At 66.2% G+C, this 25874-nt stretch carries 17 protein-coding genes; 11 read left to right on the forward strand and 6 right to left on the reverse strand.

Features of this window, described 5'->3' with window-relative positions; all coding sequences use genetic code 11:
• The first annotated feature begins 9 nt into the window (after positions 1–9).
• From smc to GVL12_RS05935, 4 genes are all read left to right on the forward strand, one after another.
• Complete coding sequence (gene smc, locus GVL12_RS05920) at positions 10–3549, forward strand: chromosome segregation protein SMC (RefSeq protein ID WP_159911837.1); 3540 nt, start codon at positions 10–12, stop codon at positions 3547–3549.
• A 21-nt stretch (positions 3550–3570) separates the two neighbouring features.
• Complete coding sequence (locus tag GVL12_RS05925) at positions 3571–4785, forward strand: cell division protein FtsZ (protein WP_159911839.1); 1215 nt, start codon at positions 3571–3573, stop codon at positions 4783–4785.
• 192 nt (positions 4786–4977) lie between these two features.
• Positions 4978–7140 (forward strand): NAD-dependent DNA ligase LigA, encoded by a 2163-nt coding sequence (gene ligA, locus GVL12_RS05930; RefSeq protein ID WP_159911841.1) that lies wholly within the window; start codon positions 4978–4980, stop codon positions 7138–7140.
• Positions 7141–7190: 50 nt separating this feature from the next.
• The gene (locus GVL12_RS05935) at positions 7191–7997 is read left to right on the forward strand and encodes an SOS response-associated peptidase (RefSeq protein ID WP_159911843.1); all 807 of its coding nucleotides are present in this window, start codon (positions 7191–7193) and stop codon (positions 7995–7997) included.
• A 59-nt stretch (positions 7998–8056) separates the two neighbouring features.
• Here the strand turns inward: GVL12_RS05935 and GVL12_RS05940 are convergent, their stop codons facing one another.
• Positions 8057–10774 (reverse strand): chemotaxis protein CheW, encoded by a 2718-nt coding sequence (locus GVL12_RS05940; RefSeq protein WP_159911845.1) that lies wholly within the window; start codon positions 10772–10774, stop codon positions 8057–8059.
• A 604-nt stretch (positions 10775–11378) separates the two neighbouring features.
• Between GVL12_RS05940 and GVL12_RS05945 the strand changes: the two genes are divergently transcribed.
• Positions 11379–12719 carry an IS110 family transposase gene (locus tag GVL12_RS05945; protein ID WP_159911847.1) on the forward strand — a complete coding sequence of 447 codons (1341 nt, stop codon included), beginning with the start codon at positions 11379–11381 and terminating at the stop codon, positions 12717–12719.
• A 289-nt stretch (positions 12720–13008) separates the two neighbouring features.
• Here the strand turns inward: GVL12_RS05945 and GVL12_RS05950 are convergent, their stop codons facing one another.
• Both GVL12_RS05950 and GVL12_RS05955 read right to left on the reverse strand, forming a co-directional pair.
• Entirely contained in the window at positions 13009–13560 is a 552-nt protein-coding gene (locus tag GVL12_RS05950; protein WP_159911849.1) for an NUDIX hydrolase, read from the reverse strand.
• Positions 13561–13666: 106 nt separating this feature from the next.
• Entirely contained in the window at positions 13667–14362 is a 696-nt protein-coding gene (locus tag GVL12_RS05955; protein WP_159911851.1) for a fumarylacetoacetate hydrolase family protein, read from the reverse strand.
• Between the two features lie 393 nt (positions 14363–14755).
• Here GVL12_RS05955 and GVL12_RS05960 point away from each other — a divergent pair, with 393 nt between their 5' ends.
• The 3 genes from GVL12_RS05960 to GVL12_RS05970 all read left to right on the forward strand — a co-directional run bounded on the left by GVL12_RS05960 (position 14756) and on the right by GVL12_RS05970 (position 17857).
• Positions 14756–15943: a Fic family protein gene (locus GVL12_RS05960; protein ID WP_200843526.1), complete on the forward strand. Its 1188-nt coding sequence runs from the start codon at positions 14756–14758 to the stop codon at positions 15941–15943.
• Between the two features lie 388 nt (positions 15944–16331).
• Positions 16332–16997 (forward strand): maleylacetoacetate isomerase, encoded by a 666-nt coding sequence (gene maiA, locus GVL12_RS05965; RefSeq protein WP_159911855.1) that lies wholly within the window; start codon positions 16332–16334, stop codon positions 16995–16997.
• Positions 16994–17857, forward strand: a complete 864-nt coding sequence (locus GVL12_RS05970; RefSeq protein WP_159911857.1) for a polyphenol oxidase family protein — start codon at positions 16994–16996, stop codon at positions 17855–17857. Before maiA ends, GVL12_RS05970 begins: the two co-directional genes overlap by 4 nt.
• Here the strand turns inward: GVL12_RS05970 and GVL12_RS05975 are convergent.
• Positions 17768–18115, reverse strand: coding sequence for a hypothetical protein (locus GVL12_RS05975; RefSeq protein WP_159911859.1), 348 nt, complete (start codon positions 18113–18115; stop codon positions 17768–17770). The genes GVL12_RS05970 and GVL12_RS05975 overlap by 90 nt on opposite strands.
• A 146-nt stretch (positions 18116–18261) precedes the next feature.
• Between GVL12_RS05975 and GVL12_RS05980 the strand changes: the two genes are divergently transcribed.
• The 3 genes from GVL12_RS05980 (at position 18262) to phbB (ending at position 22125) form a co-directional block, all read left to right on the forward strand.
• A complete protein-coding gene (locus GVL12_RS05980) occupies positions 18262–19986 on the forward strand; it encodes an alpha/beta hydrolase (protein WP_159911861.1) in 1725 nt (574 codons plus the stop codon).
• A gap of 93 nt (positions 19987–20079) precedes the next feature.
• A complete protein-coding gene (locus GVL12_RS05985) occupies positions 20080–21261 on the forward strand; it encodes an acetyl-CoA C-acetyltransferase (RefSeq protein WP_159911863.1) in 1182 nt (393 codons plus the stop codon).
• A gap of 126 nt (positions 21262–21387) precedes the next feature.
• Positions 21388–22125: an acetoacetyl-CoA reductase gene (gene phbB / locus GVL12_RS05990; RefSeq protein WP_159911865.1), complete on the forward strand. Its 738-nt coding sequence runs from the start codon at positions 21388–21390 to the stop codon at positions 22123–22125.
• A 672-nt stretch (positions 22126–22797) separates the two neighbouring features.
• On the opposite strand, the gene GVL12_RS05995 is transcribed toward phbB, so the two are convergent.
• Both GVL12_RS05995 and prmB read right to left on the reverse strand, forming a co-directional pair.
• On the reverse strand, positions 22798–24828 hold the full coding sequence (locus tag GVL12_RS05995; protein ID WP_159911867.1) for an ABC-F family ATP-binding cassette domain-containing protein: 2031 nt from the start codon (positions 24826–24828) through the stop codon (positions 22798–22800).
• 120 nt (positions 24829–24948) lie between these two features.
• Positions 24949–25866, reverse strand: coding sequence for a 50S ribosomal protein L3 N(5)-glutamine methyltransferase (prmB, locus tag GVL12_RS06000; RefSeq protein ID WP_159911869.1), 918 nt, complete (start codon positions 25864–25866; stop codon positions 24949–24951).
• Positions 25867–25874: the final 8 nt, after the last annotated feature.

Genomic DNA, 25874 nt, shown 5'->3' on the forward strand with positions numbered 1-25874 from the left:
TACACGCCCGTGCGCCTTAATTCGATCAAGCTTTCAGGCTTCAAGTCCTTCGCCGAGCCCACCAACTTCCTGCTGCCCGGGCAGCTGGTCGGGGTGGTCGGGCCGAACGGCTGCGGCAAATCGAACATCATGGATGCGGTGCGCTGGGTGCTGGGAGAAAGCAAGGCCAGCGAATTGCGCGGCGAGTCCATGCAGGACGTGATCTTCAACGGCACCACGCACCGCAAGCCCGCGAGCCGCGCCAGCGTCGAGCTGGTGTTCGACAACAGCGACCACCGCGCGGGCGGCCAGTGGGGCCAGTACGGCGAGATTGCGGTCAAGCGCGTGCTCACGCGCGACGGCAGCAGCAGCTACTTCATCAACAACCAGCCCGTGCGCCGGCGCGACGTGCAGGACGTGTTCCTCGGCACGGGCCTGGGCCCGCGCGCCTACGCCATCATCGGCCAGGGCACGATCAGCCGCATCATCGAGTCGCGCCCCGAAGAGCTGCGGCTGTTCCTCGAGGAAGCCGCGGGCGTGTCCAAGTACAAGGAACGCCGGCGCGAGACCGAAAACCGGCTGTCCGACACGCGCGAGAACCTCACGCGCGTCGAGGACATCCTGCGCGAGCTCAACGCCAACCTCGAGAAGCTCGAGAAGCAGGCCGAAGTCGCGGCCCAGTACAACAAGCTGCAGGCCAGCGTCACGCTCAAGCAGCAGCAGATGTGGTTTCTCAAGCGCGCCGAGTCCGAGGCCGAGCAGGACAAGGTGCGCATCGAAGGCCTGCAGGCGGTCAACGACCTCGAGGCGCGCATGGCCGAGCTGCGCCACATCGAAGCCGAGCTCGAGACCATTCGCCAGGCGCATTACACCGCGGGCGACGCCGTCAACCAGGCCCAGGGCCAGCTGTATGAGGCCACGGCCGAAGTCGGCAAGCTCGAAGCCGAGATCCGCTATGTGGTCGAAGGCCGCCAGCGCGTGCAGCAGCGCCTGGCGCAGCTGGCCGAGCAGATCGCCGACTGGGCGCGCCGCAGGGAAGACGCCGAGATCGAGATCGAGAACCTCGAAGGCGCGGGCATGAACGCCGAAGAGCAGGCCGAAATGCTTGCCGCCCAGCTCGAGGAGCAGTCGCAGCGCCTGCCCGATCTGGAAGACGCATTGCGCCAGGCGCAAAAGAACGACAGCGAGCAGCGCGCCCAGGTGGTCCAGGTGCAGCAGCAGATCCAGGTGCTGGCCGCCGAGCAGCGCAGCCTCAGCGAGCAGGAACGCCAGTTCCAGGCGCGCGACGAACGCCTGCGCGCCGACCGCAACGCGCTCACGGTGCCCGACGAGGTGCGGCTCGCCGATCTGCGCGGCCAGCTCGAGCTCGCGCAGGAAACCGCCGAGATTGCCGAAGCGCAGCTGCAGGAACTGCAGGACAGCGTACCCCAGCTCGACGAGGAGCGCCGCGCGCGCCAGCAGGCCGTGAACACCGAAGGCGCGCGCCAGGCCGAACTCGCGGCGCGCATGGAAGCCCTCAAGGCCTTGCAGGAAAAGGTCAAGACCGACGGAAAGCTCCAGCCCTGGCTGGCCAAGCACGGCCTGGACGGCATGCAGGGCCTGTGGACCCGCCTGGGCGTGGAGCCCGGCTGGGAAAACGCGCTCGAAGCCGCGCTGCGCGAGCGCATGGGCGCGCTGGCTGTGGGCCGGCTCGACATGGTGCGCGGCTTTCTGGGCGCGGGTGCGCAGGATGCGCCGCCCGCCCGGCTGGCGTTCTACAGCACGGCCGATGCCAAGCCTGGTGCGACGCCCCAGGCAAGCAGCACGGGCCTGGCGCCGCTGTCTTCGCTGCTGCGCGTGAGCGATACCGGCCTGCAGGCCGTGCTGACCGACTGGCTGCAGGGCTGCTATACCGCGCCCACGCTCGACGCCGCGCTGGACCGGCGCGCGGCGCTGCAGCCCGGCGACGTGGTCTACGCGCCCAGCGGCCACGCGGTCACGGCGCACAGCGTGGGCTTCTACGCCCAGGATTCCGAGCAATCCGGGCTGCTGGCGCGCGCCCAGGAAATCGAACATCTTGAGAAGGAAACGCGTGCCCAGGCGCTGATCAGCGACGAGTCGCGCACCGCGCTGGTGCGCGCTGAAACCGCCTATGCCGACGCTTCGCAGCGGCTGATCGCCGCGCGCCGCGACGCGGGCGAGGCCAAGAATGCGGCCCACAGCCTGCAGGTCGAAGTGCTGCGCCTGGGCCAGCTCGCCGAGCAGGCGCGCGCGCGCAATGCGCAGATCACCGCCGACCTGGACGAAGTCCAGGCCCAGCTCGGCGATATCGAAGAGCGCCGCATGTCGGCCGAAGCCCGCTTCGAGGAGCTCGACATGCAGCTCGCCGACAGCCAGGAGCGCCATGCCCAGTTCGGCGACCGGGTGCTCGAAGCCGAACGCCGCCTCAACGAGTCCCGCGAGCAGTTGCGCGCGCTCGAGCGCCAGGCCCAGGAAGCGACGTTCTCGCAGCGCAGCCTGCAGGCGCGGCGCGCCGAACTCAGCCGCAGCATAGACACCGCGGCGCAGCAGGTGCGCTCGCTGGGCGACGAACAGCAGCGCGCGCAGGAAGAGCAGGCGCGCCTGAACGACGCCGCGGCCCAGGGCGGGCTGCAGGACGCGCTGGCGCTGAAGATGGAGCGCGAAAAAGCCGTGGGCGAGCGCCGCAGCGAATACGACGAGCTCACCAACCGCCTGCGCGGCAGCGACGAACGCCGCCAGCAGCTCGAAAAGGCGATGGAGCCGCTGCGCCAGCGCATCACCGAATTCCAGCTCAAGGAACAGGCCGCGCGCCTGGGCCTGGAGCAGTACAACAGCCTGCTGACCGATGCCCAGGCCGATCTGGCAGCGATCGCGCAGTCGATCGCCGAAGGCAATGTGCGCATCCATGGCATGCAGGGCGAGATCGACCGGCTGCACCGCGACATCGCGGCGCTGGGCGCCGTCAACCTCGCGGCGCTGGATGAATTGAATGCCGCGAGCGAGCGCAAGCTGTTCCTCGATGCGCAGATGGAAGATCTGACGGCGGCCATGAATACGCTCGAAGACGCGATCCGCAAGATCGACGCCGAGACGCGCGACCTGCTGTCGGGCACCTTCGACACCGTCAACCGGCACTTCGGCACCATGTTCCCCGAACTGTTCGGCGGCGGCCAGGCCAAGCTGGTGATCACCGGCGACGAAATTCTCGACTCGGGCGTGCAGGTGATCGCCCAGCCGCCGGGCAAGAAGAACCAGACGATTCACCTGCTGTCGGGTGGCGAGAAGGCGCTGACGGCGATTGCGCTGGTGTTCGCCATTTTCCAGCTCAACCCCGCGCCGTTCTGTCTGCTCGACGAGGTGGACGCGCCGCTCGACGACGCCAACACCGAACGCTATGCCAAGCTGGTGTCGAGCATGAGCCGCGGAACCCAATTCCTGTTCATCAGTCACAACAAGATCGCCATGGAGATGGCCCAGCAGCTGATTGGCGTGACAATGCAGGAGCAGGGCGTGTCGCGCATCGTGGCCGTGGACATGGAGTCCGCCCTGCACATGGCCGAGGCGGTTTAGATTTTTCCTTGACGGATTCACATGAGTACCTTGCAAATCAGTTTGGCCATTCTGGGTGTCGTGGTGTTGGCACTGATCGTCGCGTACAACACCTGGGCGGCGCGGCGCAATGCGCCCAAACGTGCCCAACCCGAGGAAGACGAGACCGGCCAGCCGGGGCACCACCAACCGTATAACCTGACCGAGCGCCACGAGCCCGCGCTCGACCTGTCGCATGGCGGCCACCAGCCCGAGCCCGTGGGGCCGCAGACCATGCCCATGGCGCAGGCCCAGGACCATGTGCATGACGTGCCGCCCGCACCGGAAGCGCAGCGGCGCGAACCGGCGCTGGGCGAGGCCGCGCCCGCAGGCGCGAGCGCGGCGTTCACCGAACCCACATTTGCCGCGCCCGAGTCCCACCCCATTCCCGTCGAGCGCCGCCCCAACCTCGACTCGCTGATCGACGCCATTGCGCCCATCCAGCCCGAGCATGTGATTCCCGGCGAGGGCGCGCTGCAGGTGCAGCCCACCACGCGGCGCGCGGGCAGCAAGCCGTTTCGCATCGAAGGCCTGAACCAGGCCTCGCGCCAGTGGGAGCCCTTGCAGGCCGGCTCGCGCTACACCGCCTTCCAGGCCGGCGTGCAGCTTGCCAACCGCGTAGGCGCGCTCAATGAAATCGAGTTTTCCGAATTCGTCTCCAAGGTCCAGGCATTTGCCGACGCCGTGAGCGCGTCCGTCGACCTGCCCGACATGCTGCAGGAAGTGGCGCGTGCACGCGAGCTCGACCAGTTCGCCAGCGAGCACGACGCCCAGCTGACCTTCATGCTGCGCGCCCGCCAGGCCGCCTGGAGCCCGGGCTACGTGATGCAGAACGCCGCGCGCCTGGGCTTTGTTCCGCTGTCCATGCCCGGCCGCATGGCCTTGCCCTCGGCCGCGGGCGGCCAGCCCTTGCTGGTGCTGACCTATGACGCCCAGGCCGCGATGGCCGAAGACCTGGACCAGTCGGCGATCCGCGAACTGCTGCTGAGCCTCGACGTGCCCCAGGTGCATCGCAGCGAGCAGCCGTTCGCGCGCCTGCGCGAAGTCGCCGACGGCCTGTGCCATGCGATGGAAGGCGTGCTGTGCGACCAGAATGGTCACCCGCTGCCGGTCTCCGTGGTCGAGCCTATCGCCGCCGACCTCGAACACCTTTACGACCAGCTCGACAGCCGTGAACTGTCGGCCGGCTCCATGCTCGCGCGGCGCTTGTTCAGTTAAGGCGTTTCGGCTTTTTTGCCCTTCGATCCTTCGACGGGTTCAGGACTCAGGGCGAACGCGTTCCTACCGTTCGCCCTGAGCCTGTCGAAGGGCCTTCCAGAGCGTTGAAATCCGCTCCAGGTGATCCCGTCCAAGGGTGTGTCAGGGCAGCTCGCTTCCAGCGAAACTGCTCCAGTGTTGTTCAAAGAGTGCATGCAAGAGAATCTGGATTTATTCGGGCAGCCGCAAGAGCCGGCCGCCGACCCCGCCGTTGAAATCGACGCCCTGCGCGCGCAGTTGCGTGTCTGGGCGCACCAGTACTATGTGCTCGACGCGCCCAGCGTGCCCGACGCCGAGTACGACAAGGTCTACCAGCAACTGCAGGCGCTCGAGGCCCTGCACCCCGAACTCGTCACGCCCGACTCGCCGACGCAGCGCGTGATCGGCGCCGTCATGGCCGGACTGTCGTCGGTGCGCCATGTCGTGCCCATGCTCAGCATACGCACCGAAACCGATACCGAAGCCAGTGGCGCGCAGGCGTTCGACGCGCGCATTCGCCGTGAACTGGGCCTGGACGACAGCGATGCGGCCATCGAGTACGTGGTCGAGCCCAAGTTCGACGGCCTGGCCATGAGCCTGCGCTACGAAGCCGGCCGGCTGGTCCAGGCCGCGACGCGCGGCGACGGCAGCGTGGGCGAGGACGTGACGCACAACATCCGCACCATCCGCAAGATTGCGCAGGTGCTGCCCGCAGATGTGCCGCCGGTGCTCGAAGTGCGCGGCGAAGTCTATATGGGCCGCGCCGATTTCGAGGCGCTCAACGAGCGCCAGCGCGCCGAAGGCGGCAAGACCTTCGTCAACCCGCGCAACGCGGCCGCGGGCGCGGTGCGCCAGCTCGACTCGTCCATCACGGCCCAGCGGCCGCTGTCGTTCTTCGCCTATGGCCTGGGCGACATCACGCCGCAGGAGCAGGGCGGGCCGGCGTTCGGCACCCATTACGCAATGCTGCAGCAGCTCAAGGCCTGGGGCTTCCCGGTTGCCGAGCAGGTGAGCCTGGCGCAGGGTGCCGAGGAACTCGTGGCGTTTCATGCGCGCATAGGCGCGGCGCGCGACAGCCTGCCCTACGACATCGACGGCGTGGTCTACAAGGTGAACTCGCTGGCCTTGCAGCGGGAGCTGGGCTTCGTCACGCGCGAGCCGCGCTGGGCCGTGGCCCACAAGTACCCGGCCCAGGAGATGGTCACGCGCGTCGAGGCCATCGACGTGCAGGTCGGGCGCACCGGCAAGATCACGCCCGTGGCACGGCTCGCTCCGGTATTCGTCGGCGGCGTCACGGTGACCAATGCCACGCTGCACAACCTGTTCGAGCTGCGCCGCAAGCGCGTGCGCGTGGGCGACGAAGTCATCGTGCGCCGCGCGGGCGATGTGATTCCCGAAGTCGTCGGCGTGGTGCCGCCGCGGGCCGCGGTCGCGGTCGGCGCCGAAGCCAGCGACGCGCTGCTCGACGCCGCGGCCCAGCCGCCCGCGCAGCTGCCGCGCACGCCCTATATCGCAAACTTCCACATGCCGCGCGCGTGCCCGGTGTGCGGCAGCGATGTGCTGCGCGAAAAAGGCCAGGTCAACCACCGCTGCACGGGCGGGCTGTTCTGCGCGGCCCAGCGCAAGGAAGCGCTGCTGCACTTTGCCCACCGCCGGGCGATGGACATCGAAGGCCTGGGCGACAAGCTTGTCGACCAGCTCGTCGAAGCGCAACTGGTGCGCACGCTGCCCGACCTGTACCGGCTCACGCTCGAGCAGCTCGCCGGGCTGGAGCGCATGGCCGAGAAGTCGGCGCTCAACCTGCTCGCGGCACTGGAGAAATCCAAGTCCACGACGCTGGCGCGCTTCCTGTTCGGCCTGGGCATTCGCCAGATCGGCGAAGCCACGGCCAAGGACCTGGCCAAGCACTTCGGCACCTTGGGCGCCATCATCGCCGCGACCGAAGAGCAGTTGCTCGAAGTCAACGACGTAGGGCCCATCGTCGCGCGCAGCATACGCACGTTTCTGGACCAGCCGCACAACCTCGAGGTGCTGGCCCAGCTGCGCGAGGAATGCGGCATCCACTGGCCCGAAGGCCCGCCGGCCGAAAGGCCGCCCCAGCTGCTCGCGGGCAAGACCGTGGTGCTGACCGGCACCCTGCCGACCATGGGCCGCGACCAGGCCAAGGACCTGCTCGAGGCCGCAGGCGCGAAAGTCGCGGGTTCGGTCAGCAAGAAGACCAGCTATGTCGTCGCCGGCGCGGACGCGGGCAGCAAGCTCGCCAAGGCCGAGGAGCTCGGCGTGACTGTGCTCGATGAAGCCGGGCTGCTGGCGCTGCTCGCGGGCTCGGGCACGTAAACTGCGTCCCTTTTGCCGCGCGGGTGGCCGCGCTGCTTTACCATCCGCGCATGAGTTCCCATTACGAAACGCTGCAAAAGGCAGACGCCTACCGCGAATTTTTCAAAGTAGCCCCTCCCGAGGATCTGGGAGAGCGCATGCTGCGCGCCCGCCGTCCGGGCTTCATGATCCGCGCGGTGGCGCAGCCCGAAGCCGCGAGCGATGTGCCGCCGGCGCCCGCACCGGCCCCTGAAACCGCGCCAGTGCCCGAAGCGGACGCAGCGCCCCAGGTAGTGGACGCCGCGCCCAAGGCACGCAAGCCGGCCCCGCCCGTGGTGCGCGAACTGGTCGCGGCCCAGTGGGGGTTGGTGCCGCACTGGGTCAAGACCGCGTCGGACGCGCGCCTGCGCGCCATCAAGCTGCTGCACGCGCGCAATGAAACCGCGTCCACGGCCCAGGCCTTTCGCGACGCCTGGCTCAACAACCAGCGCTGCATCATCCCCATCATGGCGTTCTTCGAGGACGACCACCGCAGCGGCAAGGCCGTGTCGACGCGCATCTCGCGCATCGACGGCCAGCCCATGGGTCTCGCCGGCCTGTGGGCCCATTGGAAGGGCCCCGAAGGCGAGGAGATCCTGAGCTTTGCGGCGCTCAACATCAACGCCAATACGCATGGCCTGCTGCACCGCTACCAGCCGCCGGGCAACGAGCGGCGCATGCCCGCCATTCTCAGCGAAGGCGCCTACGACGCCTGGCTCAGCGTGCGCCAGGACAAGGCGCGCGAGTTCATGCGCCAGTACGCGGCCAACTGGCTCACAGCCAACCCGGTGGAAAACAAGAAGGACAAGATTCCCAAGGATTGGCGCGTCGCGCAGTAACTGCGCCGCGCCTCGCCGGCCGCACCTGGCCGGCCGCACCTCGCCGGCCGCGCCGCGGTTCAGGCGAACACCCCCTCGGTTTCGGGCGTGCCGTACTGCTGCAGCTGCAATGCTTCGGCCGCCTGGCGCTGGTTTGCGGCGCTGGTCTGCAGCAGATGCATCAGCGCCGTGACATCAAGGCATTGCACCAGCAGGCCCGTGCCATCGGCTTGCTGCGCCTGGATGATTTCGCCCACGATCGCCGGCGCACTGCCGTGCATCCGGGGCGCGGGCGCAAAGCGCCGCGCCGCAAAGTGCTGCACGCCCAGCAGGTCGCTGACCAGCAGGCCTATGCGCCGCCCGCCTTCCTCGATCACGATCACCTGGCTTTGCGCGGTGATGGGCGAAGGCGTGCCGCGCAGCACATGGCCCAGATCGAACACCCAGGCATAGCCCGTGACCTGGCCTTGCGCGCGCCGCGCGAGCGTGCCAAGGCAGTACGGCAGGCGCCCCGCGGAGACCGCGGTGATCGCGCCGGCCGGCAGCGCTTCGAGCACGCAGGCCGCATCCACAGCGAAAGGCCGGGCATCGATGAAGAAGGTCGCCATTTCGCGGCCCGCGTCCAGCTCCCCGGCCTGGTTCCTGGTCTGGCTCCTGGTACTGCCGGCGCTGTCGCCAAGCACATGGGTGGTGCGGCGCAGCACCGCGGCTTCGGCATCGGCGAGCACGGCGCCAAACGATGTGAACGACAGCGCGAGCACGGCGTGCGGTGCATCGCTGTTGGCGCGAAACTCGCGGTAGCCCTGGGTCACCGAGCAGCCGACGATGCAGTAGTGGCCCGCATGCACCATGGCGCGCGACTCGCTTTGCCCGGGCGCGAGCTGCAGCATGCGCGCCGGCAGCGCCAGGCGGCTGCCGACGGCAATCTGCAGCCCGGCGCGCGCGGTTTGTGCGGCTTGGGCGCTGCTGCTGGCCAGCACCAGGCCCGTGCGATCGACAAACACCGTGCAGTTGCGCTGGCCGCCTTGACCCGCACCGGCGAGCATTGCCGTCAGTTCCTCGGCGGAATTGAAGACGATGCCTATGCCGCCCACGGTCTGCGCGCCGTCGGGTGCGCGAATCGCCGCGTGGAAGACATAGGTCGGCGCGTCGTCGCTCAGCGCGCTCGCGCGCCACGGGCTCACGTGGTAGGCCTGGGCGCCGCGCAGCGCAAGCACCGCGCCCAGGGCCTGCGCGTCGACATGCTGGCCTATGGCGCTGCTGCCATTGGCCAGCCGCTCATGGCTGGCGGCGATGATGCGCCCGCTGGTGTCATACACCACCAGCCGTGAATAGACGGTGTACAGGCCGTTGATCTGGCCGAGAACGGCGTTGGCGCGCGCCACGTCGGCGTCGCCGGCAATGCCCAGCTTCACATCGGCGAGCAGGTTGCGCAGCTCGGGCGTCAGCGCCCACCAGCGGCAATCGTTGGCGCGCTCGTAGAGGTTGCGGTCGAGCAGGTCGACCAGCAACTGGCTGAGGAATTCGCTGTCGCGCAGCGCCGCGCTGAGCACGGTGTTGTAGAGGTCGCGTATCGAGTGGCTGAACACCTCGTTGGTGCGCGCGCCGGTCTCGCCTATCTGCTCGAGCACCGCTGCCAGGCGCTGCGCGCCTTCGCGCTGGCCGGCCGTCATGACCTGGCCATTCCAGACCACGCGCCGTATGGTGTCGGCCGCCGTCACGATGTCGTGCAGCGGTGGGCAGAAGTCGCGCGCATGGCCGAGCAGGCCCTGGATGATGGCCGGCGGCAGGTTGTCGACGCCGCGCCGCGCCTCACCATGCCGGGCACGCGACTGGAATGCCAGCTCGATGGGCACCATGACCTGGCCTTTCCAGCCCGGTGGGCCGGGATAGCCCTGGTAGCCCGCGGCGGCCATTGTCTGCACCAGATAGGTGCGTCCTGAATGGGTCCACAGGCACGGTGCACCAGAAAGGTTCTCGGGCACCTTGACGCCCACCTCCAGCCACAGCGGGTCGCTGCTGGCGAGCACCTGCTGGTTGGCGTCGACCAGCAGCGCGAGACTGCGGCCTTCCTGCGCACCGCGTGCATGAAAAATGCCCTGCAGCTCGTCATCGAACGCAAAGCTCAGGCACAGCACACCCACGACCTCGCCCGTGGCCGGGTGCAGCAGCCGCTGGGAATAGATCAGCGCATGGCGTTTGCCCGGGCGCAGGTCGCTGGCGCGAAACGTCTCGACATGGCGCGGGCTGTGCAGCGTCTGCTCGATCAGCGCGTCCTGGCTTTGCTCCAGCGGCGTGGCGTCGGCGATGCGCGCGAGCACCCGGCCCTGGGTGTCGAGCACCAGGATGTCGTCGTAGACCGTGTACTTGCTGCGGTACTGGCGCAGGCGCGTGCGCACGGCCTGGGCATCTTCGTCCAGGCCCGCGGCCAGCCGGCACAGCACCGGGTCGGTCGCGAGAAAGCCCACATCGGCCGTGCGCTCGTAGAGATTGCGCACCAGGATGTCGATCACATGGCGCGCCTGGGTGCCGATTTCGCGCATCACTTCGCCCAGCGACTCGGCGACCAGCGACTGCACGAGATCGGCTTCGAGCCGCTGGAAGCCTTCGCGCGTGGCGGCCATCATCGGCAGGATGCTGTGCGCCTCCTCGGGGCAGTTCATCTTTGCCGACGACTCGATCAAGCGCCACATCAGCCGCAGCTCACGCAGCGAATCCTCGCAGCGCGCCACCTTGCGCATGAAGGGGATGAAACTGTCCGTATCGATCTCGTGACCCACTTCGTCTGTGCTTGGCATGGCGCTCCCTGGTTGTCGTACTTCTTGTCCTCATGCGTCGTTGCATGGGCGATTTGTGACAAGATGCAAGCAAGAGATGGGCCAGTTTGGCGCCAGGACGCGACCGCCGACACCTAAGTTTCACGGGGTTGATAACGTTATCAACAAGCCGCGTTTAAATGACATCGGTTTGTTGAACAACATGGCTTCGATCCTTCAACGGGCTGTGCCCTAACCGCGAACGCAGTGGTTCGCCATGCTCTCAACCCCGTTCGCCCTGAGCGGGAGCGAGACGAAGTTTCGCAATGCGTAATAAAAAAACAGCGGGCGTCAAAATCCGTTCGTCCTGAGCAAGGTAAGCGAGACGAAGTCTCGCAATGCGTTAACAAGAAACAGCGTGGCCAAGCGGGTGGAGTAGCGTACGGGGTGAACGCCCGTGGAGTCAAAGACCGATAGAGCAATGGTGCTCAATAGCCCGAGACTGAGTATGGTCCTGGCATCGTCGGCGACTGTGGTGAGCATTTGCCTTGCGAAAGCGAAGCGAATGCATCCCGATTGAGAGACTGAGCTATCCGACATGCCAATAGCTCCACAGGCGTTCGCCTTTAATTGTGGAGTAAAAGCCATGTCACAACAAACGCATGAGAGTCGCTGGGCGATTGCCCATCCGAACGCCGCAGGCATTGATGTCGGCTCCAAGAGCCATTACGTGGCGGTGCCGCCCGAGCGAGCGTTGGAGGCGGTGCAGGAGTTTGGCTGCCACACCGCTGATCTGCTTGATATGGCCGATTGGCTCAAGAGCTGTGAAGTGGACACCGTAGCGCTGGAGTCTACGGGCGTGTACTGGATCCCTTTGTACGAAGTGCTCGAGGCCAGCGGCATCGAAGTTTGGCTGGTCAACGCCAAGAGCGTGCGCCATGTGAGCGGTCGCAAGTCCGACGTGCTGGACTGCCAGTGGCTGCAGCAGTTGCACACGTTCGGGCTGCTGCGTCGTGCGATGCGCCCCGAAGCCCGCGTGTGCGAGATACGCGAAGTCGTGCGATTGCGTGAAGTACTGCTGCAGGAGCGTGCGCGCCACGTGCAGCGCATGCAAAAGGCGCTCACGCAGATGAACGTTCAGCTGACCAGCGTGCTCAGTGACGTCGTGGGTGAGACGGGTTTGGCGATCATCCGGGCCATCGTGGCCGGAGAGCGCGATCCACAGCGCCTGGCGCAGTTGCGCAACTACCGTGTGCATGCCAGCGAGCAGGAGATCGCGAGCAGTCTGCAAGGCACTTGGAAAGACGAGCACCTGTTCTGTCTGGAGCACGATCTCAGTTGCTACGACTTCCACAGCCGGCGCCTGCAAGTCGTGGACGCGAAAATCGACATGCTGCTGCGGGGGTTGGCCCAATACGACAAGACCCCGGCACGCAATGCCAGCAAGGGCCGGGCCAAGAATGCGGCCAGCTTTGATCTGCGCGGTGCGCTGCTCAACTGGAGTGGCGTAGACCTGACGAGCGTTCCGGGCATTGATGTGACAACGGCGTTGAAGGTGCTTGCTGAACTGGGCCCCACGCTGCATCACTTCGAGACAGGTAAACGCTTTTGTTCGTGGCTGGGGCTATGCCCCGGAACGCGTATCACCGGAGGCAAGCGCATCAGCGGGAAAAGCAAGCAACTGCCCAACCAGGTCAGTCGCGCGCTCAAGCTGGCTGCCATGGGGTTGAGCAGAACCCATGGGGCCATGGGGGCGTACTACAGGCAATTGGTCGTGCGAATGGGCTCGGGCAAGGCGATCACTGCGGTCGCCCACAAGCTCGCTCGCGTGATCTACGCGATGCTCACGGGCCGCAACGAATACGTCGAGCAAGTGCAAGACCGCCAGGAGCAACGCTATCGGGAGAAGGCGATCAAGAATATTAAACGACGCGCTGCTGAGATGGGCTTCGAACTGGTCCCAAGGCAGCCGCAAGCCCTAGCGTAAAACCGCTGTTTGCTCAAATGTGGTCGCCACTAAGTTGTTGATTCATATGGCAAAAAAAGCTGTTTCTTGAGAGCCTGTCGAAGGATGAACGGCCTGCGCTCAAGTTACGAGGACAGGCCGTTCATGGTGCGACGCGGCCGGCTAGGCAAGCTCATCACGAACGGGTTCACTGTTTTGCCGCCGTTTACCCAAACCGACCAGCTTCTATTGATTTATTTGACAAAAAAGCTGTTTCTTGAGAGCCTGTAGAAAGGCACGCGAACAGCGGGTCAATTGCCGTCGCGAAACCTCAGTTGAGATCAATACAGTGCATGCCGAAACTCCCGCGTGCGCGGTCGGCATAGTAGTGCTGCAGCGTTTCCTTGACGGTGCGAAACGCGAGCTCCTCCCAGGGGATGTCCTGCGGCGCGAACAGCTGCACTTCCATGGTCTCGGGGCCGGGATAGCATTTCTCGTCGCGCAGCCGGGCGCGGTAGAACAGGTGGACCTGGCCGACGCGCGGCACGCTGATCAGCGTGTACAGCGCGCCCATCTCGATATCGGCGCCGGCCTCTTCGTCGGTTTCACGCTCTGCGCCCTGGGCCGTGGTCTCGCCCAGCTCCATGAAGCCCGCGGGCAGGGTCCACAGTCCGCGGCGCGGCTCGATATTGCGCTTGCACAGCAGCACGCGGCCGTCGTCCATCACCGGAATGGTGCCCACGACATTCAGTGGGTTCTCGTAGTGGATGGTGTGGCAGTGGGGGCAGACGGCCCGCTCCCGGGTGTCGCCGTCGTCGGGAATGCGGTAAACCACGGCGGTGCCGCAGGCGCGGCAGAACTGGATGGGGCTGCGAAAAATCATTGCCTGAATATAAGCAATAAACCAGCCGGGCGTCGGTGGCCGGCGCGAGGAATGCCGACGAAATGCAGCGCCTGCGTGCCCCGCGCGCGCGGCGCGGGGCAGGTCATCAGGAGATGCGAACGGACAGGGGCGTCAGGCCGTCGAGCGTGCCTTCGAGCAGGTCGCCACGCACCACGGCGCCCACGCCTTCGGGCGTGCCGGTCATGATCAGGTCGCCGGGTTGCAGCTCCCATGCGGCCGACAGGTGCTCTATGGTTTCGGCGATGTTCCAGATCAGCTGCGAGACCGTGCTGCGCTGGCGGTCGACGCCGTTGACCTGCAGCGCGATCGCGGCTTGCTCCACGTTGCCGGCCTGGGCCACGGGCGTGACCGGGCCGATGGGCGCCGAGTGCTCGAAGCCCTTGCCTATGCACCAGGGGCGGCCCTGCTTCTTCATCTCGTTTTGCAGGTCGCGGCGCGTCATGTCCAGGCCCAGCGCGTAGCCGTAGATGTACTCGGCGGCGTCGGCGGCGCGGATGTTCTTGCCGGCCTTGCCTATGGCCACGACCAGCTCGATCTCATGGTGCAGGTTGCTGGTCAGCGAGGGGTAGGGCATTTCACCCGTGGTGCCGGCTTCGACGGGCAGCAGCGCATCGGCCGGCTTGAGGAAGAAGAACGGCGGCTCGCGGCCGGTAAAGCCCATTTCCTTGGCGTGCTCTTCGTAGTTGCGGCCTACGCAATAGATGCGGTGCACGGGGAAACGTTCGGTGCTGCCCACCACGGGCAGGCTGGCGACGTCTGCGGGTGTGAATACATAGCGCATGGGAATCTTTCACGAAAGAAGGTAAATGCCAAGCCGCGTCCGGCGCGGGCCTGAGCGCAGCAGTGTGCCATGCGCGCGGGCCGATTCTTATATAGGAATGAACTACATCCACCCGATGCAAGGCAAAGGATGGCGTTTCACGGGTGTCTTTCCTGCGTGCCCGTATGGGGCACGCCCGACGGCAAGCGCTCCACACCACAGTCATAGTGCCGCTGGCACGGATTTCGTGCGCGCAGGCGTGCAGTCGACGTCAAGAAAATTTCTCGCATGTAATCTCGCATAAATTCATGAAAAAAAATCCATTTTCAGAGGTAAAAGACGTCGTTTAAAATCTCGCACATGAGCTCGCAAATAATACCGTCCTACGATCACCCGGATCACTTTTCTCCCTTGATGCCCACGGAGATGGCCCTGGGCCCGTTGCTGGAGCGCGCCAGCGATCTCATACGCGCTGCGACTGCCTTGGGCGTGAGCGCCGGTTACACCTCGCAGTCGGAGATCGGTGGTTTGCTGCGCAGCATGAACAGCTACTACAGCAACCGCATCGAAGGGGAGCACACCCGTCCCAGCGACATCGAGCGCGCGCTGCAGCAGGATTTCTCCGCCAACGCCGATCTGGCGCGCAAGCAGCGCCTGGCGGTGGCCCATATCCACACCGAGCAGCACTGCGAGCAGGATCTGTCGCAGCGTCTGCGCATGGCAGGGGACGACGGTGCGCGCTGGCTCTATTCGACCGAAGCCCTGAAGCAGCTGCACCTTCGCCTTTTCCAGGAACTGCCCGAAGAAGACCTTCGGCTGGTGGATGGCTCCCTCATGGTGCCCGGCGAACTGCGCTCGCGCCAGGTCGCTGTCGGCAGGCACGAGGCACCTACTGCCGAGGCGCTGCCCCGCTTCATCGAGCGCTGGGCGCAGGTCTACGGCCGGCAGCGCCGCGGCGAGGCTTCGGTCGTCGCACTTGCGGCGGCGCACCATCGCCTGGCCTGGATGCACCCCTTCCTCGATGGCAATGGTCGGGTGGCGCGCTTGCACACCCATCTGCTGCTGCACGCTGGCGGGTACACGAAAGGGATATGGTCGCCGCTGCGCGGTTTTGCGCGCACAGAGACACGCTACAAGGCCCTGCTGCAGGCGGCTGACGAACACCGCCGCAGTGATCTGGACGGGCGCGGCAACCTGTCGCAAGCCGCATTGATCGACTGGGTCAACTACACCCTCGACGTCTGCATCGACCAGGTTGAGTTCATGGCCGGCATGCTCGATATCCAGGGCATGCGCGGCCGCATTGAAGCTGCGCTGGCGTTCGAATCCGGCGCTCTCAAGTCCGGCGTGCGCCCCGAGGCGCTCAACGCACTGCATTACTTGTTTGCCACCCAGCTCTCCATGCCGCGGGCCGATTTCAAGGCCATGCTGGGCCTGGGAGATCGGGTGGCATCTTCGACCGTCTCGGCGCTGTTGAGCCGTGGATTCCTGGCGACCGACTCCGCCTATGGCGCACTGCGCTTTGCCGTGCCGCACCACGCCCTGCGCTTTTATTTTCCTGCCTTGTGGCCCGAGGCCGAGCAGGATGCAGCTGCAGTCTGATCGATAGGGCGTTTTTGGCCGTACATCTGGAAAATCGGTCATTTTGCTTGCATGGCCGGTGTGAGAACGTGTTCACGATCTCTTCGGGCCGCGACAGCGCCTTGGCGGGATGGGATGCTAGGCGCAGTACCGCAGCAATAGCCCTGCTATTGCGAGGATCTGCAACGACGCAGACCGCCCGCCAAGGCACTGTCCCGAAGGGTTGGGACGAAATCGGGCGATTTCTTCGCGCTGCAGCTTGCTTGCACCCCGGTGCAAGCTGCGCCCCAGCGCTTCGAACTCATCCCGATTGCGTCCCAACGCGACGCGTTGAGATCATGAACACGTTCTTAGGGACTGCGCGCTTGCGCCATGGGCAAGAGCCGTTGGTGGCGGTATGCTGGGCGGCATGAAGCTGCATTCCTATTTCCGCTCCTCTGCCGCCTACCGCGTGCGCATCGCACTGCATCTCAAGGGCCTGTCGTTTGATTATGTGCCCGTGCACCTGCTGCGCGGCGACCACCGTGCGGCGGAGTACGCCGACCGCGTGGGCGATGCGCTGGTGCCGGCGCTCGAGCTTGACCAAGGGCAATTGCTGACCCAGTCGATGGCCATCATCGAATACCTCGACGAAACCCAGCCCGCGGTGGCGCTGCTGCCCGCCGACGCGCTGGGCCGCGCCCATGTGCGCGCGCTCGCGCAGATGGTGGCCTGCGAAATCCACCCGCTCAACAACCTGCGCGTGCTCAAGTATCTGGTGCGCACGCTGGAAGTCTCCGAAGAGGAAAAGACCGCGTGGTACCGCCACTGGGCCGGCGCGGGGCTTGCGGCCGTGGAGCGCCAGCTCGGCCTGCTGGCCGAAGAACGCCGCGCCGCGGGCCTGGCCGAATCCCTTTACTGCTGGGGCGACACGCCGGGGCTGGCCGATTGCTGCCTCATTCCCCAGGTCTTCAACGCCCAGCGCTTCGGCCTGACGCTCGACGAACTGCCGCGCATCGCGGCCATCGTCGCGCGCTGCCTGGCATTGCCGGCCTTTGCGCTGGCCCATCCCGACGCCTGCCCGGACCACCAATGACCGCCGCCCCCGCCTTCGATGACTGGCTGCTGCCCGACTGGCCTGCGCCGCCCGGGGTGCATGCGCTGTGCACCACGCGCGCGGGCGGCGTCAGCGTCGCGCCCTGGGATTCGCTGAACCTCGGCGACCATGTGGGCGATGCCGCATACGCCGTGCACGAGAACCGCACGCGGCTGCAGGCCGCGCTGCGCGCGCGCACGCCCGGCGCCCGCGCGGTGTTCCTGCGCCAGGTGCATGGCAGCGACGTGCTGGCGCTGGGCGCCGGCACGGCCCAGGGCCTGGCCGCCGATGCGAGCCTGACGGCTGCGCCGGGCGTGGCCTGCACCATCATGGTCGCCGACTGCCTGCCGGTGCTGTTCACCGATCGCCACGGCAGCGTGGTGGCCGCGGCCCATGCGGGCTGGCGCGGTCTCGCGGGCACGGTGCGTGCGGGCGGCTGCCCGCAAGGCGTGCTTGAAAGCGTATTCGCGCAGTTTGCGCAGCAGGTGGTGCGCGCGGGCGGCGCAGCAGACCAGGGCCAGGTGGCGGGCCGGACGCTGGCCTGGCTGGGCCCGTGCATAGGGCCCGACGCTTTCGAGGTCGGCGAAGAAGTGCGTGCCGCGCTGTGCCAGGGCCGCCCCGAGGCCGCGAGGCATTTCCGGCCAGGGCAGGCACCGGGCAAGTGGCTTGCCGATCTTGCCGGGCTCGCGCGCCAGCGCCTTCAATCGCTGGGCATCACCGCGGTCTATGGCAACGACGGCAGCGCGCGCTGGTGCACCGTGGGCAACCCCTCAGCGTTCTTCTCGCACCGGCGGGACGCAGCCCGCCTGGGCAGCAGCGGGCGTTTCGCCGCCTGCATCTGGCGCGACGGCGCCGCCTGAACGCGTGCCGGCCGCCTGGGCCCGGGCCTGGGCCTGGGCCTGGGCATCATCCCAGGCCTGCTGCTCGGCCTGCTCCCGCAGCCGCAGCCGGCGCTTGCGCCCGGGCGTTCCCAGGATGTAGACCAGGATGCTCAATGGCAGCAGCCCGTAGATCAGGAACGTCACGATGGCGCCGAGCACGCTGCCCACGGGGCTCGTGGCTTCGGCAATGGCCATCATCAAGGTGACATACAGCCAGGCTATAACGACAAGGTACATGGGGGGCCATTGAGCAGGAAGAGGCCTGAAAGGGCCGGGGTAGAGAAAAGCGGCAAGCGCCGCCAAAGTCCATTGCCAGGGGGCGGATGCTGGACAACAATGGTGCCACCTGGTCGCATCGTTATTCCGCCTATCTTGGACGCAGCATGAATTCTGACCCACTCCGTGGCTTCGCCCCGCAAATTCCGCAGATCTTCAGTCAGCAATGGGGCCAGATACTGGCACTGTTGCAGCCCGCCACTGCCGCCGCTGATTCCGCCGCCGCCGTGCCCGCGGCCCCGGCCTTGCAGTTCGACCCGCAAAAGCTCCAGAGTTTGCAGCAGCACTACCAGCGCGAGCTCACGCGGCTGTGGAGCCATGCGAGCCAGCCGCCGGTACAGGCGCCGAAAGACAAGCGTTTTGCCGCCGACAGCTGGCGCAGCCAGCCCGGTGCGGCGCTGATGGCCGAAGTCTATCTGCTCAATTCCCAGACCCTGCTGGACCTCGCCGACGCGGTGCAGGCCGACGAGAAGACCTGCCGGCGCATCCGCTTCGCGGTCGAGCAATGGACGGCCGCGCTGTCGCCCAGCAACTGCCTGGCCTTCAACCCCGAAGCGCAGCAAAAGCTCATCGCCTCGCAGGGCGCGAGCCTGGCCAAGGGCATCAGCAACCTGCTGCACGACATGCAGCAAGGCCATCTGTCGATGACCGATGAAAGCCGTTTCGAGGTCGGCCGGAACATGGCCACGACCGAAGGCGCGGTGGTGTTCGAGAACGAACTCTTCCAGCTGATCGAATACAAGCCGCTGACCGACAAGGTCAGCGAGCGGCCGCTGCTGATGGTGCCGCCCTGCATCAACAAGTACTACATTCTCGACCTGCAGCCCGAAAGCTCGCTGATCCGCTACGCGGTCGCGCAGGGCCAGCGCACTTTCGTGGTGAGCTGGCGCAACCCCGATGATTCGCTGGCCAAGGCGAGCTGGGACGACTATATCGACGGCGCCGTGCTCACGGCCATAGAGCGCGTGCGTGAAATTTCGGGCGCCGAGCAGATCAACACGCTGGGCTTTTGCGTAGGCGGCACCATGCTCACGGCGGCGCTGGGCGTGCTCGCGGCGCGTGGCGAGAAGCCGGTGGCCAGCGCCACGCTGCTGACCACGCTGCTCGACTTCAGCGACACCGGCATTCTCGACATCTTCATCGACGAGCCCATGGTGCGCTACCGCGAATGGCAGCTGGGGCAGGGCGGCCTGCTCAAGGGCCAGGAGCTCGCCTCGACGTTCAGCTTCCTGCGGCCCAACGACCTGGTCTGGAACTATGTTGTGGGCAACTACCTGCAGGGCGAAACGCCGCCGCCGTTCGACCTGCTCTACTGGAACAGCGATTCGACGAATCTGCCCGGCCCTTACTACGCCTGGTACCTGCGCAATCTCTACCTCGAGAACAAGCTGGTGCAGCCGCGCGCGCTCACCGTGTGCGGCCAGCCGCTGGACCTCTCGCAGCTCGACATCCCGGTCTACATCTACGGCTCGCGCGAAGACCATATCGTGCCCATCAACGCCGCCTACGCGTCCACGCGCCATCTGCCGGGCGCCAAACGCTTCGTGATGGGCGCTTCTGGCCATATCGCGGGCGTGATCAACCCGCCGGCGAAGAACAAGCGCAGCCACTGGATACGCGACGACGACCAGCTCCCTGAAAGCCATGCCGAGTGGCTCGGCGGCGCGAGCGAACGCCCGGGAAGCTGGTGGGGCGACTGGGCGCAATGGCTGGCCCGGCAGGGCGGCAAACAGGTCGCGGCGCCCAAGCGCTACGGCCGTGGCAAGGCCTTCGCGCAAATCGAACCCGCACCGGGTCGCTATGTCCGGCAAAAAGCCGGCGCAAATAGTTGACAATGTTGCGGTGCAATATCCGTAGCATGTGGCGATCCCTGGCCCAGCGCTGAAAGGGCCGGACGCCGAAACCAGAGTCATCAAAGGACCATCATGGAAGACATCGTCATCGTTTCTGCTGTTCGTACCCCCGTGGGCAAATTTGGCGGCACGCTCGCCAAGGTTCCCGCCACCGACCTCGGCGCCCTGGTCATCCGCGAGGCCCTGAGCCGCGCCCAGGTGCCGCTGGACCAGGTCGGTGAAGTCATCATGGGCCAGGTGCTCACCGCGGGCGTGGGCCAGAACCCCGCGCGCCAGGCCATGATGAAGGCCGGCGTGGCCCAGGAAACGCCCGCACTGACCATCAACGCCGTCTGCGGCTCCGGCCTCAAGGCCGTGATGCTCGCCGCCCAGGCCGTGGCCACGGGCGACAGCGAAATCGTGGTCGCGGGCGGCCAGGAAAACATGAGTCTTTCGCCCCATGTGCTCAACGGCTCGCGCGACGGCCAGCGCATGGGCGACTGGAAGATGACCGACACCATGATCGTCGACGGCCTGTGGGACGTCTACAACCAGTACCACATGGGCATCACCGCCGAGAACGTCGCCAGGGAAAACGGCGTGAGCCGCGAAGCCCAGGACGCGCTGGCGCTGGCCAGCCAGCAAAAGGCCGCTGCGGCGCAGGACGCGGGCAAGTTCGTCGATGAGATCGTTCCCGTTTCGATTCCCCAGCGCAAGGGCGAGCCGCTGCAGTTCGCGGCCGACGAATACATCAACCGCAAGACCAATGCCGAAGCGCTCGGCGGCCTGCGCCCCGCGTTCGACAAGGCCGGCTCGGTCACGGCCGGCAATGCGTCGGGCCTCAACGATGGCGCGGCCGCGGTGGTCGTCATGTCCGCAGCCAAGGCCAAGGCGCTGGGCCTGACGCCGCTGGCGCGCATCGTTTCCTATGCGACTTCGGGTCTCGATCCGGCCACCATGGGCATGGGCCCGGTTTTTGCTAGCCGTAAGGCACTCGAGCGCGCCGGCTGGAAGGCCGAAGAGGTCGATCTGTTCGAGCTCAACGAGGCGTTCGCGGCCCAGGCCTGCGCGGTCAACCAGCAGTTGGGCATAGACCCGGCCAAGGTCAACGTCAACGGCGGTGCGATCGCGCTGGGCCACCCCATCGGTGCCTCGGGCTGTCGCGTGCTGGTGACGCTGCTGCACGAAATGCAGCGCAGCGGCGCGCGCCGCGGTCTCGCGGGTCTGTGCATCGGTGGCGGCATGGGCGTGGCCATGGCGCTGGAACGCGTCTGATACGGCGCGTGGATACCCGGAGTCCGCGCGTTTTTAGCGCGGACTCAGTAGTTACCTCAGCCTTGCTGCCGGCTAATTTCGATAGAGTGTTTGAATCGTACGAGTGGTTTGTCCAGGAGAAATTGCATGAGTCAAAAAGTAGCGTATGTCACGGGGGGTATGGGCGGCATTGGTACATCGATCTGCCAGCGTCTGCACAAGGACGGCTTCAAGGTCATTGCCGGCTGCGGCCCTACACGGGATTTCAACAAATGGCTCAAGGAGCAAAAGGACCAGGGCTTCGAATTCCATGCGTCCGTCGGCAATGTCGGTGACTGGGACTCGACGCACGCGGCCTTCAGCGCGGCCAAGGCCGAGCACGGCACCATTGACGTGCTGGTCAACAACGCCGGCATCACGCGCGACCGCATGTTCCTCAAGATGACGCGCGAGGACTGGGACGCGGTGATCGAAACCAACCTGACGTCCATGTTCAACGTTACCAAGCAGGTGGTGGGCGACATGGTCGAAAAAGGCTGGGGCCGCATCATCAACATCAGCTCGGTCAACGGCGTGAAGGGCCAGTCGGGTCAGACCAACTACTCGGCCGCCAAGGCCGGCATGCACGGCTTCACGATGGCGCTGGCCCAGGAACTGGCCACCAAGGGCGTGACGGTCAACACCGTGAGCCCGGGCTATATCGGCACCGACATGGTCAAGGCGATCCGCACCGAAGTGCTCGACAAGATCGTCGGCACGATTCCGGTGCGCCGCCTGGGCGAGCCGGGCGAGATCGCTTCCATCATTGCCTGGCTGGCGTCGAATGACGGTGGTTACTCGACCGGGGCCGATTTCTCGGTCAACGGCGGCCTGCACATGCACTGACCGGACCGGAAAAGAAAAAACCCGCTGCGGCGGGTTTTTTCATTGCCGCCGGGCCGCCCCAAGGCAATGGCGCCCCCTTGGGGGGCAGCGGCTACACGCAGTGAGCAAGCGTGGGGGTGTTTGTATTGCCGCCGGGCCGCCCCAAGGCAATGTGCGCCCCCTTTGGGGGGCAGCGGCTACACGCAGTGAGCAAGCGTGGGGGTGTTTGTATTGCCGCCGGGCCGCCCCAAGGCAAGGAGCGCCCCTTTGGGGGGCAGCGGCTACACGGAGTGAGCAAGCGTGGGGAGGGGGGGAGATACCGTCTTGGCGGCGGGTTGAAATTGCGGGTCTGGCATCTGTGTATGGATGCCCGCCCGGCTTGGAAGATAGGGTGCATGCGGTTCGATCAAGCGGCACCGCGCACCGTGAAAATGCGTCTTAGCAGCGGGCTGGAGCGCGTTTGCGATCGCGTTCATCTTCGGGCCAGGCAGACGTGTGGGCAGTCATGTTCATTTAAAAAGCTCCTGTGATGCTTGTTCAACGCGAGGCCCATGGACCGCGTTGACAGCCAAACGCAAATAAATGAAACGAAAACGCGTCTTTTTTTGAAAAAACTTCATAGCTATCAAAATAGATAGCAAAAAACCAAGGGTGGGCCTTGGTTTTCTGGTTTCTTGAAGCCTGGCCTCGTGCTTACGAATCGTTGCCAGCCTGGGCCGTCAAACCTTCCATCGCGTCGTTGATCTCGAGCCAGCGCTCTTCGAGCGCGTCGATTTCATCGCTGCAGGCCTTGAGGCGCTTGCCGGCTTCGACGATTTCAGCGGCGGGCAGCGGCTCGGTCAGGCGCTGTTCGATCTGGGCGCGTTCGGCCGTGAGCTGGGCCAGCTTCTTGTCGTTGGCCTCGAGTTCCTTCTTGAACGGGCGCATCTTGTCGGCGAGTTCCTGTCGGGCCAGCGCAGCCAGGCGGCGCTGCTCCTTCTGGTCCACGGCCGGGGCGGGCGCTGTGGGCGCGGGCGGCGGGGCCACGGGCGCAATGGCTGCCGGAGCGAGCGCGGGTGCGGGGGCCGCAGCCGCGGGCCTGGCCTCTTCGTTCTTGGCTTCCTCGCGCAGGCGCTTGGACTCTTCGAGCAGGTAGCGCTGGTAGTCGTCGAGGTCGCCGTCGAACGGGCCCACCGCGCCGCGGCCGACCATCCAGAACTCGTCGCAGACCGCGCGCAGCAGCGCCCGGTCATGGCTGACCAGCATGACCGTGCCTTCGAACTCGTTGAGCGCCATCGACAGCGCCTCGCGCGTGGCCAGGTCCAGGTGGTTGGTAGGCTCATCGAGCAGCAGCAGGTTGGGGCGCTGCCAGACGATCATCGCCAGCACCAGTCGCGCCTTTTCACCACCGCTCATCGTGCCCACGGCCTGCTTGACCATGTCGCCCGTGAAGTTGAACGTGCCCAGGTAGCTGCGCAGGTCCTGCTCGCGCGACGGTTCGCGGCTGTTGGGGCCCTGCTCGCGCGCCAGGCGGATCATGTGTTCGAGCGGGCTGTCCGCGGGGCGCAGCACGTCGAGTTCCTGCTGCGCGAAGTAGCCTATGTTCAGGCCCTTGCCTTCGGTGACCTGGCCGGCGAGCGCGCCCATTTCGTGGGCAATCGTCTTGACCAGCGTCGACTTGCCCTGGCCGTTCGCGCCCAGGATGCCGATGCGCTGGCCGGCGAGCACCGAGCGGCTCACATTGCGCAGGATGACGGTGTCGTTGCCGTCCTCGCCGCGGTAGCCGAACGCGGCGTCCGAAATCGCCAGCATGGGGTTGGGCAGGTTGAGCGGTTCCTTGAACTCGAACGTGAAGTCGGCTTCGGCCAGCACCGGGCCGATCTTCTCCATGCGCTCCAGGGCCTTGACGCGGCTTTGCGCCTGCTTGGCCTTGGAGGCCTTGGCCTTGAAGCGGTCGATGAACTTCTGCAGGTGGGCGATCTTTTCCTGCTGCTTGGCAAAGCTCGCGCCCTGCAGTTCGAGCTGCTGGGCGCGCAGTTCCTCGAACTTGCTGTAGTTGCCGCCGTAGCGGTTGAGCTGGGCGGCGTTGATCTGCAGCGTGACCGTGGTCACGGCATCGAGGAATTCGCGGTCATGGCTGATGACGATCATCGTGCCCGCATAGCGCTTGAGCCAGGCTTCGAGCCAGACCAGCGCGTCCAGGTCCAAGTGGTTGGTGGGCTCGTCGAGCAGCAGCAGGTCGGAGGGGCACATCAGCGCGCGTGCGAGCTGCAGGCGCATGCGCCAGCCGCCCGAGAAGCTGTCGACGGGGTTGTCGAGCTCGGACGACTTGAAGCCCAGGCCCAGGATCAGTGCCTGGGCGCGTGCCACGGAGTCGTGTGCGCCGGCATCGGCGAGGTCGCAATACGCCTGCGCGATCGCCATGCCGTCGTCGCTGGCCTCGGCGTCGCGCAGCTGCTGCTGCACTTCGGCCAGGCGGGTGTCGCCGTCGATAACGAACTGCGTTGCCGACTGGTCGGTCTCGGGCATGTCCTGCGCGACCTGGGCCATGCGCCACTGGCGCGGCTTGGAGAATTCGCCGCCGTCTTCGGCCAGAGCGCCGGTGAACAGCGCGAACAGGCTGGACTTGCCCGCGCCGTTGCGCCCCACCAGGCCGACTTTTTCACCCGGGTTGATGGTCGCCGTCACTTTGTCGAGCAGCACCTTGGCCGATCGGCGCAAGCTCACGTTCTTAAGGGTAATCATTGAGAAGTCCAGGGCGTGGCGTGGCCACGTAAAGGCCCGCAGGCCTGGAAAAAAGAGAATGCCTGATTTTCCGCCGCTCCCGCCTCCAGGGCAAAAGCCGGCGCAAAGCCAGGCAGATGTTCAGAGGTCGGCGAGCGCCTGGCGTACCAGCGCTTCGCGGGTGATCAGCAGCACCTGTTCGTCGCCCGATGAGGTGTCGAGCCAGAACACCGGCAGCCGCGGGAACGCGGCCTCGAAGTATTCGCGCTCGTTGCCGATCTCCAGGATCAAGATTGCATGCTCGCGCATGCGGCTGGGCGCATCGCTGAGCAACTGCTTGATGAAGTCCATGCCGTCGGCGCCACCGGCGAGCGCGAGCTGGGGCTCGGCCTGGTATTCGGCGGGCAGCTCGCTCATGCTGTTGGCGTTGACGTAGGGCGGGTTGCACAGTATCAGGTCCCAGGGGCCGGGCGTCTGTGCCATGCCGTCGGATTCGATCAGTTGCACGCGCTGCTGCAGTTCATGGCGGTCGACATTGATGCGCGCCACGGCCAGCGCATCGGTCGACAGGTCGGCGCCCGTGACCTGTACGTCGGGGTAGGCCATCGCGGCCAGGCAGGCGAGGCTGCCGTTGCCGGTGCACAGGTCGAGCACGTCACGGGTCTTGTCGCTGAGCCAGTCGTCGATGGAGCCGTCGGCCAGTATTTCGGCAATGAAGCTGCGCGGCACGATGGCGCGTTCGTCCACATAGAACGGCACGCCCTGCAGCCAGGCTTCCCGGGTCAGGTAGGCAGCGGGCTTGCGCGTGCGTATGCGCTCGTCGAACAGCGCGGCGACGCCGGCCTGCTGCGCAGCATCGACGGCCTGCTCGGCGAGCGCGGCGTCGTCCAGGTCGCAATCCAGGGGAATGCCCAGGCGCCAGAGCACCAGCCAGGTGGCTTCATCATGGGCGTTGCTGGTGCCGTGGCCAAAGGCCACGCCAGCGGCGGTGAGTGCGCCGGCACCGGACGCGATGAGCGCGGCCACCGTCGTGCCGTGCACGGCTTGGGGTTCAATCATGGAGCTTT

Origin of the sequence: Pantoea sp. 18069 (assembly GCF_902706035.1) — a bacterium.
GTDB lineage: Bacteria > Pseudomonadota > Gammaproteobacteria > Burkholderiales > Burkholderiaceae_C > Comamonas.

What these genes read in the sequence shown, in the direction of transcription:
- GVL12_RS05925 (WP_159911839.1), top strand. Translation starts at nt 3,571, where the DNA reads ATGAGTACCTTGCAAATCAGTTTGGCCATTCTGGGTGTCGTGGTGTTG.
- ligA (WP_159911841.1), top strand. Translation starts at nt 4,978, where the DNA reads ATGCAAGAGAATCTGGATTTATTCGGGCAGCCGCAAGAGCCGGCCGCC.
- GVL12_RS05935 (WP_159911843.1), top strand. Translation starts at nt 7,191, where the DNA reads ATGAGTTCCCATTACGAAACGCTGCAAAAGGCAGACGCCTACCGCGAA.
- GVL12_RS05940 (WP_159911845.1), bottom strand. Translation starts at nt 10,774, where the DNA reads ATGCCAAGCACAGACGAAGTGGGTCACGAGATCGATACGGACAGTTTC.
- GVL12_RS05945 (WP_159911847.1), top strand. Translation starts at nt 11,379, where the DNA reads ATGTCACAACAAACGCATGAGAGTCGCTGGGCGATTGCCCATCCGAAC.
- GVL12_RS05950 (WP_159911849.1), bottom strand. Translation starts at nt 13,560, where the DNA reads ATGATTTTTCGCAGCCCCATCCAGTTCTGCCGCGCCTGCGGCACCGCC.
- GVL12_RS05955 (WP_159911851.1), bottom strand. Translation starts at nt 14,362, where the DNA reads ATGCGCTATGTATTCACACCCGCAGACGTCGCCAGCCTGCCCGTGGTG.
- GVL12_RS05960 (WP_200843526.1), top strand. Translation starts at nt 14,756, where the DNA reads ATGCCCACGGAGATGGCCCTGGGCCCGTTGCTGGAGCGCGCCAGCGAT.
- maiA (WP_159911855.1), top strand. Translation starts at nt 16,332, where the DNA reads ATGAAGCTGCATTCCTATTTCCGCTCCTCTGCCGCCTACCGCGTGCGC.
- GVL12_RS05970 (WP_159911857.1), top strand. Translation starts at nt 16,994, where the DNA reads ATGACCGCCGCCCCCGCCTTCGATGACTGGCTGCTGCCCGACTGGCCT.
- GVL12_RS05975 (WP_159911859.1), bottom strand. Translation starts at nt 18,115, where the DNA reads ATGTACCTTGTCGTTATAGCCTGGCTGTATGTCACCTTGATGATGGCC.
- GVL12_RS05980 (WP_159911861.1), top strand. Translation starts at nt 18,262, where the DNA reads ATGAATTCTGACCCACTCCGTGGCTTCGCCCCGCAAATTCCGCAGATC.
- GVL12_RS05985 (WP_159911863.1), top strand. Translation starts at nt 20,080, where the DNA reads ATGGAAGACATCGTCATCGTTTCTGCTGTTCGTACCCCCGTGGGCAAA.
- phbB (WP_159911865.1), top strand. Translation starts at nt 21,388, where the DNA reads ATGAGTCAAAAAGTAGCGTATGTCACGGGGGGTATGGGCGGCATTGGT.
- GVL12_RS05995 (WP_159911867.1), bottom strand. Translation starts at nt 24,828, where the DNA reads ATGATTACCCTTAAGAACGTGAGCTTGCGCCGATCGGCCAAGGTGCTG.
- prmB (WP_159911869.1), bottom strand. Translation starts at nt 25,866, where the DNA reads ATGATTGAACCCCAAGCCGTGCACGGCACGACGGTGGCCGCGCTCATC.